Annotated in this window: 10 protein-coding genes; 4 read left to right on the top strand and 6 right to left on the bottom strand. The window is 72.5% G+C overall.

Going from position 1 to position 16,193, the window contains the following annotated elements; translation table 11 throughout:
- Positions 1-4 precede the first annotated feature (4 nt).
- From MXD61_RS17370 to MXD61_RS17350, 4 genes are all read left to right on the top strand, one after another.
- Complete coding sequence (locus MXD61_RS17370) at positions 5-1,072, top strand: carbohydrate ABC transporter permease (RefSeq protein ID WP_248814524.1); 1,068 nt, start codon at positions 5-7, stop codon at positions 1,070-1,072.
- A gap of 142 nt (positions 1,073-1,214) precedes the next feature.
- Positions 1,215-2,012 carry a carbohydrate ABC transporter permease gene (locus MXD61_RS17365; RefSeq protein WP_248814549.1) on the top strand — a complete coding sequence of 266 codons (798 nt, stop codon included), beginning with the start codon at positions 1,215-1,217 and terminating at the stop codon, positions 2,010-2,012.
- 259 nt (positions 2,013-2,271) lie between these two features.
- Positions 2,272-2,505, top strand: coding sequence for a hypothetical protein (locus MXD61_RS17360; protein WP_248814523.1), 234 nt, complete (start codon positions 2,272-2,274; stop codon positions 2,503-2,505).
- An 811-nt stretch (positions 2,506-3,316) separates the two neighbouring features.
- The gene (locus tag MXD61_RS17350) at positions 3,317-5,176 is read left to right on the top strand and encodes a serine/threonine protein kinase (RefSeq protein WP_248814522.1); all 1,860 of its coding nucleotides are present in this window, start codon (positions 3,317-3,319) and stop codon (positions 5,174-5,176) included.
- 188 nt (positions 5,177-5,364) lie between these two features.
- On the opposite strand, the gene MXD61_RS17345 is transcribed toward MXD61_RS17350, so the two are convergent.
- The 6 genes from MXD61_RS17345 to MXD61_RS17320 all read right to left on the bottom strand — a co-directional run.
- The gene (locus MXD61_RS17345) at positions 5,365-6,792 is read right to left on the bottom strand and encodes an acetyl/propionyl/methylcrotonyl-CoA carboxylase subunit alpha (RefSeq protein ID WP_248814521.1); all 1,428 of its coding nucleotides are present in this window, start codon (positions 6,790-6,792) and stop codon (positions 5,365-5,367) included.
- Positions 6,792-7,553: a biotin/lipoyl-containing protein gene (locus MXD61_RS17340; RefSeq protein ID WP_248814520.1), complete on the bottom strand. Its 762-nt coding sequence runs from the start codon at positions 7,551-7,553 to the stop codon at positions 6,792-6,794. The genes MXD61_RS17345 and MXD61_RS17340 overlap by 1 nt, the downstream gene beginning before the upstream one ends.
- The gene (gene accA / locus MXD61_RS17335) at positions 7,550-9,400 is read right to left on the bottom strand and encodes an acetyl-CoA carboxylase carboxyl transferase subunit alpha (protein WP_248814519.1); all 1,851 of its coding nucleotides are present in this window, start codon (positions 9,398-9,400) and stop codon (positions 7,550-7,552) included. Before accA ends, MXD61_RS17340 begins: the two co-directional genes overlap by 4 nt.
- An 18-nt stretch (positions 9,401-9,418) precedes the next feature.
- A complete protein-coding gene (locus tag MXD61_RS17330) occupies positions 9,419-11,095 on the bottom strand; it encodes a PfaD family polyunsaturated fatty acid/polyketide biosynthesis protein (protein WP_374629122.1) in 1,677 nt (558 codons plus the stop codon).
- A 2-nt stretch (positions 11,096-11,097) separates the two neighbouring features.
- Complete coding sequence (locus MXD61_RS17325; protein WP_248814515.1) at positions 11,098-13,425, bottom strand: beta-ketoacyl synthase; 2,328 nt, start codon at positions 13,423-13,425, stop codon at positions 11,098-11,100.
- Positions 13,422-16,193: SDR family NAD(P)-dependent oxidoreductase (locus tag MXD61_RS17320; RefSeq protein WP_248814512.1), on the bottom strand; the 2,772-nt coding region annotated here is incomplete at its 5' end. The genes MXD61_RS17325 and MXD61_RS17320, both read right to left, overlap by 4 nt.

The following is a 16,193-nucleotide window of genomic DNA, read 5'->3' as shown; positions in this document are numbered from 1 at the left end:
CGCGATGTTCGTCGAGGTAGCACCGCCCACACGGCTCGTCCCGGCGTTGCCCCCCAACGCCGGGACGAGCACCACCCGTCCGTCCCATGGCTCCGACACCGCTGCTACCGGCGCTGCCGGTACCGGTGTTGCCGCTGCCAGCGGTGCCGCGGACGCATCCCCGGCGCCTCGGGACCGCCGTTCGGCGGGGAGCCTGGCCCGGCTGCTCGGGCGGGGCATCGTCCCCTACCTGTATCTGGCGCCGGCGCTGGGCATGCTGGTGGTCTGGATCTACCGTCCGCTCATCCAGACGGCGAACTACTCGTTCTACTCGTGGAACCTGTCGCCGGACCAGCCGGCGATCCCGCAGGGCTGGCACAACTACCACCGGCTGTTCACCCTGCCGGAGGTCGGCAGCTCGGTGCTGCGCACCATCTCGATGATCGCCCTGCTGCTGCCGTTCACCATCATCATCCCGATCATCGTCGGCCTGCTCACCGCCGAGGTCCGCGGCCGGGCCCGCACCCTCTACCAGGCGCTGATCTTCGCCCCGTTCCTGGTCGCGCCGGTCGCCAGCGCCGCGGTGTGGCAGTGGATGCTCACCCCCGACTCCGGGATCGTCAACCGGGCCACCGGCCTGAAGACGAACTGGCTGCACGAACGGCTGCCCGCACTGCTGTCGATCACCGGGATCGCCGGCTGGCAGATGCTCGGGTTCGCGGTGCTGGTCGTCTCGGCCGGGCTCGCCTCCATCAACGGCGACTACTCCGAGGCCGCGTCCGTCGACGGCGCCTCCCGCTGGCAGTCGACCCGCTGGCTCACCCTGCCGCTGCTGTCCCCGACGCTGGTGTTCCTGGTCCTGACCACCGTCCTGCTCGCCGGGACGTGGACCTTCCCACTGATCGACACGCTCACCCAGGGCGGCCCGGTCAGCGCCACCACCAACATCTACTACCTGCTCTGGCAGTACGGCTTCAAGAGTTTCGACGCGGGCTTCGCCGCCGCCGCCGGTGTGATCTTCTTCGCCGGTTTCACCCTGGTCGCGGCCTTCCTCGTCTGGCTGTCCGACCGCCTCACCTTCCACGACAACTGACATCCGTCCAACCGCAGGAGACAGGAGGGCCGCCGTGGTACTCGCCATCGAGGGGCCGACCGCCGACCAGTCGGTCCTCGAGCCCGTTGCCGCCATCGCGGCTGCCGACGGCGACGACATCCCCGGCGGCCGCTCCCGGGTGATGACCGTCGTCGGCCACCTCACCCTCGCCCTGCTGGGCCTGGCCTGCGTCTTCCCGATCTACTGGATGTACGCGACGTCGCTGCGCCGACCCGACGACGTCTACAAGACCTCGGTGCTGCCCTGGCCGCTGTCGGTGGGCAGCTACCGGGACGCCCTCGACGAGCTCGACCTCGCCCGGCTGCTGCTGAACACGACGATGGTCGCCGCACTGACCGCCCTCGGGCAGTTGCTGACGTCCATCCTCGCCGCCTACGCCTTCGCGGTGTGGAACTTCCCGCTCAAGCGGCTGCTCTACCTGGCGTTCGTCGGCACCTGGCTGGTGCCGTTCCAGGTGACGATGCTGCCGAACTACGTGCTGCTGCACCAGCTCGGCCTGCTCAACACCCTGACCGGTGTGATCGTGCCGAACCTCGTCTCCGCGCTCGGCGTGCTGCTGCTGCGCCAGCACTTCGACAGCTTCCCCAAGGAACTGCTCGAGGCGGCCCGGATGGACGGCCGCTCGTCCTGGTCGACGCTGTGGACGGTCGTCGTCCCGAACCTGCGCGCGGCCCTGTCAGCGCTGGCGATCCTGCTGTTCGTCAACGCCTGGAACGAGTACTTCTGGCCGGCGATGGTTCTGCAGCGCGGCAACAGCGTCCTGCAGCTGGGCATCAACAGCTTCCTCAACTCCACCGAGACCGAGGCCTGGGGCCCCCTCACCGCCGCCGCCGGCCTCGCCTGCCTGCCCATCTTCGCCCTCTACCTCGCCCTGCAACGCCAGGTCATCAACGGCTTCGTCCGCTCCGGTCTGCGCTGACCCGCCCCATCGAGGCCACCCTCGGCCGCCATGCTCCGCGCCGCACCAATCCACTCTCTGTAGCCAAAATACCCACATTCCGCACACACGGTAACCGATCTCGGTAACCGTCACACCCCGCAGCGGGCCACACAGCAAGATCCGCCTACCCGGGTCGCCGTGGGGGGCAAATCGGACACGAATGCCCCCACGGCGACCCGTGTAGCTCCCGCACCCCCGCGACGCCCGACACTCCGTCACATACCGCGACCTCGGGTCGATGGCTGGGCGTTCCAGCAGGCGGGCACGCGGCGAACGGAGGTCCCGGCGCAACCTCACCGGGCTGGTCACCATTCCGCGTGCGGAACTGGGCTCCCTGCGCGCCAAGATGCGGCGCGTACGGCTCGAGCTCGGCCGGGCCGTCACCCGGGCCCGGATCGAAGCCGATGCTGGCCCAGGTGACGGTGCGCCGATCTTCTCCCGCGACGAACTGGCAGACGCGTGGAAGAGATGAGCGAGGACGAAAACCCGAACGCCGGGGCTCCGACCCGAGTCATCCGCGACCATCAGGACGTCGTCCTCTCGATTGCGGTCCTGCGTGAACACGCAGCCCTGATCGTCGACTTCCGGCAGGCAGCACAGCACGCACGAGAACGTGTCGCTGTTCTGCTGAACGGCGCCGTTCTCGCCAGCGGAAAATCTCCCTACGCACCGGCCGATGGGGTTTTTTCCGACGAAAGGACGAGAACCACTCCGTCGAGAACCGAAGAAGTACCGACACGCAGCAGGCGGCGGAGTGGAACTCGAGGATCGCGGGGCCGCCGAACCTCCTCTCCGCGCTCGGCATACCGCTGCTGAGCCAGCACGTCGACAGCTTCCCGAAGGAACTGCTCGAGGCGGTCCGCATCGACGGCCGATCGTCCTGGTCGACCCGGTGGACCGCCGTCGTCCCGAACCTGCGCGCTGCGCTGTCGGCGCTGTCGACCGCTGTCGATTCGACGAGTAATCCCCTGTCCGCGGGAGGTGAGCTCGTCACGTGGTCGTCGAGGCTGCTGGGCTGGGACGCGCAGTGGACACCGACCTCCGGCCACTGCCCGCGGCAGGTGGCGTAGGCGCGACGCTGCTGGTAGGGCCGCGAGACCAGGGTGGCCGATGCCGGTCTGATGCCGTCGGGGCGAGCAGGTCACGGGTGATGTTCCCGCCTGTGCTGCGCCCCGCAACCTACTCCATCAGTAGGCACAAAACAGCAGTTGCTGCACGAGTCGGATATAACCAGGTTTGTCAGCGACGACACAGCACGACGATCGAAGCGGTGGGGGACCGGCATGGCGATGAGGTTGGGCAGTTCCTACACCCTGGAATCCCTGGTCGGGCGGGGTGGGATGGGAGAAGTGTGGCGAGGTCACGACCAGCACGGCCGAGCCCTCGCCTTCAAGCTCCTGCTGCCGGAACTCGCCACCGACCAGAAGATGGTCGCCCGGTTCGTACGAGAACGATCTGTGCTCCGCCGCATTCAGTCGCCGTTCGTGGTGAACGTCTGGGATCTGGTCGCCGAACACGATCGACTGGCCATTGTGATGGATTTCATCGAGGGTCCCGACCTGCGCCAGTATCTGCGTTCCCGGGGGACGCTGTCGCCGGCCGAGGCGGTTGCCCTGACCGTCGACATCCTGACCGGTCTTGGCGTCGCCCATGCCCTTGGCATCGTCCACCGCGACCTCAAACCCGCGAACGTCCTGCTTGACGCCAGCGGCCCGGCGCCGCACCCGAAGGTGACCGATTTCGGGATCGCCAGCGTGGTGGGTTCCACCAAGCTGACCACCAGTCAGGATGTCTTCGGCACGCCGACCTACATGGCTCCGGAGATGGTCAACGGTGCCCAGACCGGTCCGCCCGCGGACGTCTACGCCGCCGGCATCATGCTCTACGAGCTGGTCAGCGGGGTCGCACCGTTCGCCGGGCCGATGCCGCTGGCCGTCATGCGCGCCCACGTCGATCTCCTGCCCGGTCGCCCTCCCGGCCTTGACGACGCGCTGTGGGCCGTCCTGTCGGCCATGCTCGCGAAGGATCCCGCGGACCGGCCCGGGGTGGCGGACCTGTGCGCGCTCCAGCCTGGCCTCGCGGGCCGACCCGCCCTGCCGCCGCTGCGATCGCCACCGCCACCCGTCGCGACCGAATCGTGGCCAGGGCCGGCTGACACCGCTGATCCAGGCACCGCGACTCCGCCACAGCCAGCGGCACTCGCAGCGGCAGCGGCAGCGGCCGGCCCGGAACCGGAAGCGCCCGAACCTGCGACGGAGACACCCGAACCCGAACCGGAAGCGCCCGAACCCGAACCGGAGACACCCGAACCCGAACCGGAAGCGCCCGAACCGGAACCAGCCGACGCCGCCAACCCGAGGACCGCGGCACCGCTACAGCTGCGAGCACATCCACCAGCACCGGCAACGCCCGTCCCGGCGACAGGGGCGCCTGGGCCGAAGCCGCGCCGCCCTCGCCGCCCGCTGGCCGCGCACGGCACCGGCAGCACGCACGGCGCCCGCTGGCGGCGGTTGTCCGTCGTTGTCAGCGTCATGGCGGTCCTCATCGTCCTCGGGACGACGGCTTTGAAAGCCCCATCGAGCCGAGGGTCGGACCCGGACGCCCAGCAAAAGCTGGCGGCCAGCGACCCGAGACCCAAAGCCCGTCCGTCAGCGGGGCGCGTGGCCTCCGCGGCCGGACCGGTCGCTCCCAGGACGCAGCCGGCAGCCGCGAACGCAGGTAATCCCGCGGCGGTACCAGCACCAGCGCCGGCGAGCAAGACCTGGGTCGACACCGCGACCGGCGCCTGCCTCGACAGCGATGGCAGCAGGGTCTACACCCTCGGTTGCAACGGTGGCGACTATCAGCAGTGGATCCGTGACGGGCTCCGGCTCCGCAACGTCCATTTCGGCAACTGTCTGACCAGCAAGGCCGGCGGATACAACGCGGAAGGCGCCCAGTATCCGGACGGCCTGTACGTGATTGCCTGCGACGGGACGAGCTCCCAGCAGTGGATGGCCTCGTCGGGCACCCGTTTCGGACAGACCCTGCGTAATGCGGGTACCGGAAAATGCCTGGACAGCAATCAGTCAAGCCCGAAGGGAAAGGGCTACCAGGCCTACATGCTGCCCTGTAACGGCGGAAACTACCAGAACTGGACATAGGCGCCAGGTCGCCATGTTGCTTTCAGTAACCGAATCGGCGTGTCCGTGCTCGGTGCGTCGATCTTTGTGGTCCTTCTACCAGGCTCCGAACGGAAAAAATCCGGTTCGTTCCGGTAGAAGGACCCATTGGCGCCGACAGCCCGGCGGGGCCAGCCGCGCGGTGACATTCGCCCGTACGTGACCTGAGTTCAGGCGCCGATCGAAACGGTGGGCACGGTGGGAAGGACAGGTGCGGAGTTCGCGGGGACAGCCGAGGGAGCGGGAGCCGCCGCGAGGTAGGTGCCGATGAGGGAGGTGTCGTGCGCGGCGGCCCGCACCAACGGATGGGCCAGCAGGTCGGACAGGAAGGGGGCGGTGGTGGCGAGGCCGGGGCCGTCGACCACCGTTTCGCCGAGGGCGCGGCGCATCCGGGCGAGGGCGCCGGCACGGTCGGGGGCCCAGACGATGACCTTGGCCAGCAGCGAGTCGTACAGCGGCGGGATGCGGTAGCCGGTCTCGAGGTGGGTGTCGACGCGGACGAACGGGCCGCCGGGCAGGCCGAGCCGGGTGACCAGACCGGGGGTGGGGCGGAAGTCGCGGGCAGGGTCCTCGGCGTTGACGCGACATTCGATGGCGGTGCCGCGGAACTCCACGTCGGCCTGGGTGTAGCCAAGCGGCTCGCCGGCGGCGACACGCAGCTGTTCGGCGACCAGGTCGATGCCGGTGACCATCTCGGTGACGGGATGTTCGACCTGTAGGCGGCAGTTCACCTCCATGAAGTAGTAGCCGCGGCGCAGCGGATCGTAGAGGAACTCGACGGTGCCGGCGCCGACGTAGCCGGCGGCGAGCACGGCGCGCACGGCGGAGCGGCCGAGTTCCTCGACGCCGGCCTGGTCGACGTTCGGTACCGGGGACTCCTCGACGAGCTTCTGGTGGCGGCGCTGCAGCGAACAGTCCCGGGCACCCAAATGGATGCCGGCTCCGTGGGTGTCGCAGAGCACCTGGATCTCGACGTGCCGGGCGGAGGCGAGGTAACGCTCGAGGTAGAGGCGTCCGTCGCCGAAGACGGCGAGGGCGGTGGCGCGGGTCTGGGCGTAGGCGGCGGCGACGTCCTCGCGGGAGTGCACCACGCTCATGCCACGTCCACCGCCGCCGGCCACGGCCTTGAGGATGATCGGGTAGCCGATCTCGTCGGCCAGGGCGAGTGCGGCGTCGGCGTCGGCCAGCGGTTCGCGGCTGCCGGGCAGCAGGGGCAGGTCGGCCTCGCGCATGATGCGGCGGGCGATCGCCTTGTCGCCGAGGTCGGCCATCACGGACGCGGGCGGGCCGATCAGGACGATGCCCTCGTCCTCGCAGACCTCGGCGAACTCGGCGTTCTCGGAGAGGAAGCCGTAACCGGGGTGGATGGCCTGCGCGCCGCGGGTGCGGGCGGCCTCGATGATGGCGGGGATGTTGAGGTAGCTCGCCTTGGACGGTCCCGGCCCGACCTGCACCGACTCGTCGGCGGCGCGGACGGCGGCCGAATCCCGGTCGGCGGCCGAATGCGCCACGACCGTGCGGATACCCAGCTCCTGGCAGGTGCGCACGACCCGCAGGGCGATCTCGCCACGGTTGGCGATCAGCACGGTGTCGAACATCAGCCGTTCCCGTCGGTGGCGCCGGCACCGGCTACGGGGGCGAGGACGAGCAGGGGCTGGTCGTGCTCGATGGCGCTGGCGTCCTCGACGAGGACGCGCACGACGCGGCCACCGCGGTCGGCCTCGATCGGGATCATCAGCTTCATCGCCTCGACGATCCCGACCTGCTGGCCGGCCCGCACGATGTCACCCTCGGCGACGAACGGCGGCTTGCCCGGTTCGGGCGACCGGTAGAACATCCCGACCGAGGGTGACCCGATGATGAACGTTCCCGGCTCGTCCGTCACCGTCGTGGCGGCCGTGCCACCCGTGCCGTTCAGCGTGCCACCTGCACCGTTCACCGCAACGCCCTGCGCGCTGGCCGCGCCGTTGACCGCACCGGTCGCGCCGTTGCCGTTGGGGAGCGCGCCGGCGCCGCCCGGGACGTCCGCGGCCCCCGACAAGGTCGAGGTGAGGGCCGCGGGGCCGCTGGTCAGCGCCGACGGGGCCGCCGACCAGCGGGTGCGCGCCGCGGCGGGGTTGGCGGGAGCGGGTCCGGCGGCGGTGGGGGCCCAGCCGATCTCGACGCTCACGTCGCCGGCGCAGGCGCGCACGAGGCTTGGCGCGTAGGGCGCGCGGGCGGCGAGGTCGAGCAGGTGGGCGCCGAGCAGGCCGACCACCGCGTCCACCGCCGGCAGTGCGCCGCCGCCCAGGTGGGACACGCGGTTCTCGTCGTCCGCGTCGCCGCCCCGCACGGGCTGGGTCGCCTGGTCGATGGTCATCGGTGTGCCTCCACGGTCTGCTCGTGCGGGGACTGCTCGTGCCCGGGCTGGTCGTCGGTGGCGGCGGCGTGCTCGCCGGCCGCGTCCGACGGGGTGGACGTGTCGCTGTCGCTGTCAGTGGCGTTGGCGGCGGCGGTGGGGACGCCGAACTGGCGGAAACGGGTGCGGCGGCGGGTGACCAGGGTCATCTGGTCGAGGGGGGTGAGTTCGGCGAGGCAGATGCGCAGGGCGGCGCGCAGGGCGCTGGCCGCGGCGGCGGGGTCGGCGTCGGCGCCGCCGTCGGGTTCGGGGATGACACCGTCGACGATGCCCAGGCGCAGCAGTTCACGGGAGTTCACCCGCAGGGCGGCGGCGGCGCGGGGAGCGGCGGCCGGGTCCTTCCACAGGATGGACGCGCAGCCCTCGGCGCTGATCACCGAGTAGACGGCGTTCTCGCACATGAGCACCCGGTCGGCGAAGGCGAGTGCCAGCGCACCGCCGCTGCCGCCCTCACCGGTGACGACGGCGACGACCGGAACGGCGAGGCTGGCCATGAGCCGCAGGTTCTCCGCGATCGCGACGGCCTGCGCCTGCTCCTCGGCTTCCATCCCGGGGTAGGCGCCGGCGGTGTCGATCAGGGTGATGACCGGGAGGCCGAGCTTGGCGGCCAGTCGCATCACCCGGGCGGACTTACGGTAACCCGACGGGGTGGGCATCCCGAAGTTGCGGTGGCGCAGCTCGTCGGCGGTGTGACCCTTCTGGGTGCCGATGACGGCGACGGGGACGCCGTCGAGGCGGCCAAGGCCCGCGACCAGGGCGGGGCAGTCGGCGGACATCCGGTCACCGCGCAGTTCGGTGAAGTCCTCGAGGATCATGTCGATGTAGTCGAGGGTGGAGGGGCGACCGAGGCGGCGGGCGGTGCGCACCGACTCCCAGGAGTCACGCTCGGGCAGGTCCGCGATCTTGGTGAGGATGGCCCCGCCGGCGCGCAGCGGCTGGCGGGGAATGCCGTCGTCGCGGCGGCTGGACACCGACAGCAGCCGGCCGAGGGTGGGGCGCAGGTCGCGGCGCGGGCTGATGATGTCGACGACGCCGTGGGTCCGCAGGAACTCGGCGGTCTGGAAGTCGGCGGGCAGCACCTGCCGGATGGTCTGTTCGATGACACGGCGGCCGGCGAACCCGAGGCGGGCACCGGGTTCGGCGATGATGACGTCCGCCAGGGTGGCGAAGGACGCGGCGACCCCGCCGAACGTCGGGTCGGTGATGATCGAGACGGTGAGGATGCCGGCCTCGTCCAGTTGGCCGAGTGCCTGGCTGGTCTTGGCCATCTGCATCAGGGCGATGGCGCCCTCCTGCATCCGGGCGCCACCGGAGGCGGTGACGGTGATCAGCGGCGTGCGTTCCCGCAGCGCCACCTCGGCGCCGCGGGTGAACACCTCGCCGACGGCGGCACCGAGGCTGCCACCGAGGAAACGGAAGTCCATGACGACGACCACGACCGGGTTGCCCTCGATCGTGCCGTGGACGGCGAGGGCGGCGTCATGCAGGCCGGTGGCGGCCCGGGCGGCGCGCAACCGGTCCGGGTAGGGCCGGGAGTCGACGAAGCCGAGCGGGTCACCGTCGATCGCCAGGACGTCGATGTCGCGGCGCGAACCGGGGTCGAGCAGCTGTTCGAGCCGGCCGTCGGCGGTCAGCGGCGCGTGCCAGCCGCAGTCGGCGCAGACCCGTGCGGCCCGGTCGAACCGCCGGCCGTAGATCATCGTGTTGCAGCCGCCGCACAGCAGCCAGGACGATCCCGCGGACCCCTTCGTGCTGGCGGTACCAGGATCGCGGCTGCTGCTCGCTCCCAGGGTGGCCTCGATCGTCATGACGGACTGCCTTTCCTCTTAGCCCTGGCCCAGTAGCGGCGCGGTCGGTATGTAGGTGGTGGCGGACGCGGGCAGGCGGGCCCCGGCCGCGCGCAGGGCGGCGGCGCGTTCGTGGAACGCCGCACCTGTCATCAGGTGGGCGGCGACGTCGGCGACCTGGCGGTTGCCCACCTCGGCGAGGTAGGTCCCGGCCGCCCAGCTGTTGAACGCGCCCATCGCCGGGCCGCACCACACCTGGTAGTCGGCGGCGCGGTCGGGTTCGCCGGCGATGCTCCAGCCGGACGAACGCCCCAGGTACCAGCGGAAGATCAGCGCCATCCGCCGCCGTGGGTCGCCCTGGGCCCGGATGATCTGGTCGGGGTCGCGCCGGGTGAAGAACTCGACGCAGTCGGCCCACACGTCGTCGAGGGAGCGGCGGAACACCTTCGCCTCGAGGTTCGCCCGGACGTCGGCGGGCAACGCGTCCACCCCGTCGTGGGCGCGGTAGAGCTCGTAGAGCGTGCGGGCGCGGCCGGGGAACAGCGTGCCGCGGCGCAGCACCTGCACCTCCACGCCGAGCTCGAACATGTCCGCGGACGGCGCCATCGCCGTGTCGGCGACGCCGGTGGCGCCCAGCAGCCGCTTGGTGATCGCGGACTGGTCGGCTTCCACGGTGGCCTGGTTGACCGATCCGGTGACGACATAGGCGGCGCCGAGCGCGAACGCGGCCGCCACCGCCGCCGGGGTGCCCAGGCCCCCGGCCGCGCCGACCCGCACGGCCTGGCGTGCGCCCTGCTCGCGGCGCAGCCGTTCGGCCAGGGCCAGCAGCTCCGGCAGCAGCACGGTCAGCGGCCGGCGGTCGGTGTGCCCGCCGCTGTCGGCCTCGGCGCTCAGATCGTCGGCCAGGGGCACCTCGCGGGCGAGCGCGGCCTGGTCGGCGGTGACCGCGCCGGCCGCGAGCAGGTCGCGCACCAGCGCCTCGGGGGCCGGACGCAGGAACCGTTCGGCGACCTCCGCCCGCGACACCTTGCCGACCACCCGGTGGGTGGCCTCGACCCGCCCGTCCCGGCCGCGGCGCAGCCCGGCGAGCCGGTAGCGCACGAGCTGCGCCGTCGGTTCGACGAACGCGGACGCCTCCAGGGTGGTGACCCCGTGGCGCAGGCAGGCGTCGATGGTCGCCGCCTCCAACGCCGCCTCGCTCGGGCTGTGGATGAGGTTGCAGGCGAACGGCGCGCCGGCGGCGTCGCGGACGATGGCCGCGAGCGCCTCGTCGATCCGCGCCGGCAGCACACCGGCGGCGCCGAACGAGGCGAGGAACCCGGCGCGGGCGAGGGCGGCGACCATCGGTGCCGACGCGATGCCGTTGGCCATCGCACCGGCCATGTACGCGTACCGCACGCCGTGCGCGGCGCGGAAGGCACCGTCCCCGAGCGCCGTCGCCGGCCGCGGACCGGCGGCGGCGAGTACCTGCCCGCCGGCGGCGACCACCCGGGCGACGTCGGCCTGGTCGCCGCTGGTGCGCACCCGGGTGCCCTCGCGCAGCACGTAGCAGGGTGCGTCGAGGGCGAGCAGATCCCGGTAGGCCTGCCCGGTCACGCCGGTCCGCGGTGGAGTCGACGCGTCCCGCGGTGGCGCGGACGGGCTTTGCGGTACAGCGGACGCGGTTTGCGGTAGGGCGGAAACGGTCTGGGCGGGGACGGGTTGGGGGGACGTCATGGTCACCATGGCGCGGCTCCATCCTCACGCAGCTCGACGGCGATGTCGGTCATCTCGTAAATGCGCAGACCTGGCTTCCACACACTGGCGTCAGCGGTCACCCGCACCCGTCCCGGACCACGGCGCACGGCCTTGATGTGCACCTCCAGACGGGTCTCGCCGTCAGTCGGCAGGAACTGGCCGCGATACTTCCAGGAGAAGGCCGCGCCGACCGGCAGGATGAACGCCGCCGTGTCGCCGATGTCGGCGGCGTGCGGCGAATCGAGCAGCCATTCCTGCATCGCCTGGACGACCGATTCGACGCCGAGCGAGCCGGGAATGACCGGGTCGAGGTTGAAATGGCGGGCGAAGAACCAGTCATGCGGGTCGATGGGGCGCACCGCGTGCAGATAGCCCTCGCCGTAACGGCCACCGCCGTCGACGACGTCGACGATGTCCAGCAACGCCAGATGGTCGCGGGCGACCAGCCGGGCGGCCGGGTCGGCGCGGCGGGCGGCGACGTCCAGGGCGCGGGTCGCCGGGCGTGGCGTGACCGTGTCCAGCCAGGTCGGGACGAACTTTCCGGCGTCCAGACCGGTCTGGTTCGCCAGCGCCGCGTCGCTGAAGTAGCCGAACAGCGTCTCGCCCTCGTAGAACGGCTCGCCGTCGGCGAACAGGGTGTAGGCGAAGTTCTGCAGCGACGACCCGGGCATGTCGGTGGTCGACAGCAACCGCGAGTGCTGGCGGATCGTCACGTCCCGAAGGTCGATCTCGCGCAGCACCGTCGCGGAGCCGCCGAGGTTGCGCAGGCTGACGACGGCGTCCGGATCGCCGAGGGTGGCGCCCAGGTAGTAGCCGACCATGAGCGCGGCCTGCAGCGATGTCTCCATGTACACGCAGTTCGGCATGGACGCGTTCGCCGTGTCGGTGAAGTACCAGCTGTCGGCGTGCGCGTCGTACTCGGTGATGTGCCAGGAGCCGCCGGCCAGCGACGCGGGCTCCCCGCGGGTGCCGTGCAGTTCCAGGACCCGGTCGACCAGCAGCAGCCCACCGGAGGGCAGCCGGGTGGCCTTGCGTCCGGTGTAGCCGGCGAACTCGGGGCCGAGCGCGATCGCCTGGTCCCCGCGGCAGAAGTGCGCCATGTGGAACTCCGAGAGCAACGCCCGGTCGCCGTACCCGTTGCGCCGCCCCAACCACGCGGTCGGACGGCCACCGCGCGCCGGCCCGACCGCCAGCCCGTCGCCTTCACGCAGTCCGATGACCAGGTCGTCGACCCGCGCGAGCAGCTCGCCGTCCGTCCCGGTGCCGCTGTCGGCACCCAGCCGGCGCAGCTCGACGTCGGCGCGCAGCCACGGCCGCGGCACCAGGTCGATCTCGGCGATCTCGACGACGAGCACCACGGCCTCGGCCGTCCCACCGCCGCGGACCAGCCGCGGTCCGCCGTCGTCGGCGCCGCCGCCGGACGCCGTGGTGTTGTCGACGAAGTGCGCGTGCGGCAGGCACAGGTGCAGCCCCGTGTACAGCGCGAACAGGCGGACGGCCTGGGCCGCGGCGGCCACCAGGTCGGCGTCGGTGAGGTCCGCGCCGGTCGCGGCGCCCCCGGCGGGCAGCGCCGGACGGGCCAGCAGCAGCCCGCGCCCGGACCGCCCACCGCGCGCTTCGATGCGGTCGACCGCGGCCAGCAGCAGGGGGCCGCCGGCGGTGAGCAGGACCGCGGCGTCGAGGCCCTCCTGGTCGTAGGCCGGGCCGAACACGGCGGCGATCTCGGCGCGGGCGAGCCGGCCCAGGTCCGCGCTGTCCAGAGCGGCGACATCGGTGCGGGCCAGCGGCTTGAACGATCCCTCGCTGGTCGCCCTGGTCCGCACCGGTCCCGCCGGCAGCACCACCGCGGCCGCGGCCGGCTCCGCAGGCGCCAGCCCGGTCGCCACCGTTTCCGCCGGCGTCGTTCCCGCCGGTGTCGTTCCCGCCGGTGTAGCCGACGGGACGAGTCCGAGCTGGGCGAGCGCCCGGCGCTGCAGGCCGCTCTGGGCCCGCAGCGCGCTGGCATGCGCCGCCATCGTGGTCGTCCGCAGCAGCCGGATCATGTCCGCGACCGTCACAGCAGCGGCACCGGCCGAGGTACCGACCGTCGGCAGAGCATCCGTGGCCGTGGGAACGGCGGGGACGGCAGCCGTGGCGGCCGCCACGGTAGGGACAGTCGAAGCAGGGACCGTCGGCGTAGGGATGGCGACGGACGGGGCGGGAAGGGCCGGCGTGACGGTACCGGCGAGGGAGGTGGGGTCGAAGGGCTCGCCGTCGAAGCCGAGGTCGTCCTCCGCCTCGGCCACGGGCTGGTGGTCCATGACGGTCATCGGCGATCGTCCTCGTTCTCGGTCGAAGTGTCGTGCCAGGAACGGACGGCCTCGCTGAACTTCGCGGCCATCCCGGGCGTCGCGGCGACGGTGACGTCGCGCAGCCGGACGAGCACTGTCCCGTCGGGGGCGTGCGCCGTCGCGGTGACGGTGGCCGTGCCGCCACCGTCGTCGACCCGCGCCTGGTCCAGGACCAGGACGAACGGCTCCGCGTCCGGCAGCGGCCGCAGGTATTCGGCGCGGCCGATGGCCAGCGGCAGGCAGGCCTGGCCCAGCAGCGCGTGCCCCAGCACCGGTGGGCCCTGCAGCAGGACGTCGACCAGCACCGGGCTGTGCAGCGCACCGCCGTAGGCGGTACGCAGGTCACGGTCGTCGGCGAGCGTGCACTCGAGGACGAGCCGGTCCGCGCCGCGGGCGAGCACCCGGCGCATCCCCTGCAACCGTGGGCCGTGGAACTGGGTGCCCTCGGTGTAGATGGCGAGCCCGTCCAGTGGGCCGGTACCGAGCGCGTACCCCGGCCAGCCACCGCCGCCGCCGGCATCGCCGCCGTCCGGGCTGGTGGCGCTGTCGTTCGGGCCGGCGAGCAGGAGGGTGGCGGCGTAGTGCGGGACGGGCAGGTGGCCGGGGCGGTCGCCGCGGACGGCGGCGCGCAGGAGCAGGCGGCCATCCGGGTCGGAGCCGGCGGGTTCGAGGATCACCTGGGCGGTGTCCGGGGCCGAACCGTCGAAGACGATGCCCTTGTGCACGGTGAACCCGTGCACCTCGACGACCCGGCGTCCGGGGTGCGCCCGCTCGGCCACATTGATCATCCAGCCGAGGCCGAACGTGGCCGGCAGGACCAGGTGCGCGCCGACCCGGTGCGCCGCGATGACCGGATGGCTGTCGATCCCGGCCAGGGTGCGCCGGGCCCGCAGGGTGGTGCCGCCCTCGGCGGCGGTCTCGGCCAGCGCCCGATCCGGGCCGACGAGCACGCACACCTCGCCCGCCCGGTCGGCGCGGAAGGTCTCGACGAAGGCGCCGGCGCCGGCGTCCGGGGCGAGCAGTTCCACCCCGCGCGCGGCGAACAGATCGCGCAGGCCCGGAGTCACCATGCCGCCGTCCCAGGCGCCCCAGTCGATCGCGACGACGTGCGTGTCGGGATGGGCGTGGCGGTGCGCGGCGGCGATCCGGCACAGCGCCTCGTTCGCCGCGGCGTAGTCGGCCTGCCCCGGGTTGCCGAACAGGCCCGCGACCGAGGTGAACAGCACCAGGTGGCGCAGCGGCGCGTCCTGGAGTCCGGCGAGCAGCGCCCGCAGCCCGGTGAGTTTCGGCGCGAACACCCGGGCGACGTCGGCGGGGGTCTTGTCGACCAGGCGGGCGTCGGCGAGCACCCCGGCGCCGTGCACGATGCCGGTGACCTGCCCGCGCACCTCGGCCAGGGCGGTGCGTACGGCGGCCGGGTCGGTGACGTCCACAGCGACGTACTCGGCCCGCGCCCCGCTGGCGGTGACCGCGGCGAGCGTCGCCCGGATCTCCCGGCCCGCGAGCAGCCCCTGGTAGATCCGTTCCACGTCGCGGGGCGTCGGTCGGGTGCCCTCGGCCCGCAGCTGGGCGATGACGGCGGGCTTCAGCGCGGCGTCGGTGACGCCGGCCGCCCACCCCGGCTCGTCGGCCAGCGGTGACCGTCCCAGCAGGACGAACCGGGCGGGCACCCGCGCGGCGAGTGCCCGCACACACAGCGCGGTCACCCCCCGCGCACCGCCGGAGACGACGATCACGTCGTCCGCCCCCACCGTCAGCCCCGCCCCCGCACCCATCACGCCGGACGGCTCGGTGCTGCCGGACGGCTCGGGTCGGATGTTGGCGCGGGGGTCGAACAGGCCGGGCACGATCGTCCACCGGGTGACCGGGTCGCCGGTCAGGCCGACCTCGGGGGTGTCCCGGGCGGCGTCGTGCAGTTCGGTGTCCAGGAGCGCGGCGAGGGTGTCGACGCTCAGCCGCGGGGACGCGTCGAGTGCCCGGCAGAACACCGTCGGCGCTTCGGCGTCGAGTGTCTTGACCACGCCGCCGACGCCACCGAGCAGCGAGGAGACGGGCCCGGCGGTGCCATGGTGGCCAAGTCCGCCGTCGAGTCGGGTCAGGGTGACGAACGCGGCACGGGTGCCGTCGGCGGCGGTGGCCGTCAGCGGAGCGTGGGCGTGCCGCGCGATCTGGATGGTGTCGGCGAGTCGGGCGACGGTCGGCTCCCAGCCGTCGCCCGGGGTGAGCACGGTCAGGCTGAGGTCGACCCGTCCCTCGAACGCCCCGGTCAGCGCCCGCTCCACCGCCCGCGCCCGCTCAGTCACGTCGTCCGGGCTGGTGTCGCCGTGGACGGTGGTGTCGAGGTCGAGGTCGAGCTCGCGCACCGTCCAGCCGCGGGTGCGCAGGTCGGCGGCCAGCGGCGCGGCGTCCGGGCCGGCCCAGTGGGTGAGGACGGCGACCGGTGCCTCGGCGTAGGGGCTTTCCAGCCGGTCGACGGCGGGCAGGGTTACCAGCCGGACGACGCGGCGAGGCGCCGGGCCCGGCTTACCGGCTTTTGGGTCGACACCACCTGCCTCCGCGCCGGCCTGGCCGGTGGTGGTGGTGGTGGTGGCTCCTACCGCTGGTGGTGCCGCGGCGGTGACGAACTCGGTGATCTGGTCAAGCGTGCGCAACTCGGCGAGCTGCTCAGGGCCCACCGTCGGCGCCTGCGGGAACCGCTCCCGCAACGCACCCAGCACCTGCACCCGCTTGATCGAGTCGACACCCAG

Source organism: Frankia sp. AgPm24 (genome assembly GCF_023243055.1).
In the GTDB taxonomy this organism is placed as follows: domain Bacteria; phylum Actinomycetota; class Actinomycetes; order Frankiales; family Frankiaceae; genus Frankia; species Frankia umida.
This window is presented reverse-complemented; position numbering and strand designations above follow the sequence as displayed.